Genomic DNA, 282 nt, shown 5'->3' with positions numbered 1-282 from the left:
ACTCAGAGTCGGGAGGAGTTTTTTTTCCTTTTTAGCTTTCATTCGTCTATTGTTTGCCACTTCATCAGATACAGGAAAGGCAATTAACCTAACGGTAGTTTTTTCCTTATTGTTAAGCTTGACTTCCCAATCTATTGTTGGTGTCTTTTCTAATATGGATAGTATATCGAGTGGCTTTTCGGTTACAGAGTTGAGTAGGATCATTTTGTTCTTGTAGCGGTAGATACAGTCAGCACCGATATGAATATGGCGCTCCACTTCTTCCTGAATAAAATATCCCCG

At 39.0% G+C, this 282-nt stretch carries 1 protein-coding gene; it reads right to left on the bottom strand.

Annotated features, from left to right (window positions below; all coding sequences use genetic code 11):
• Nucleotides 1-282 (bottom strand): hypothetical protein (locus tag HC176_RS19335; RefSeq protein ID WP_209309847.1); only part of this gene is annotated, 282 nt, incomplete at both ends.

It is taken from the genome of Tamlana crocina (genome assembly GCF_012037625.1).
Note: the sequence above shows the minus strand (reverse complement) of the source record. Positions and strands in the feature narration are given on the sequence as shown.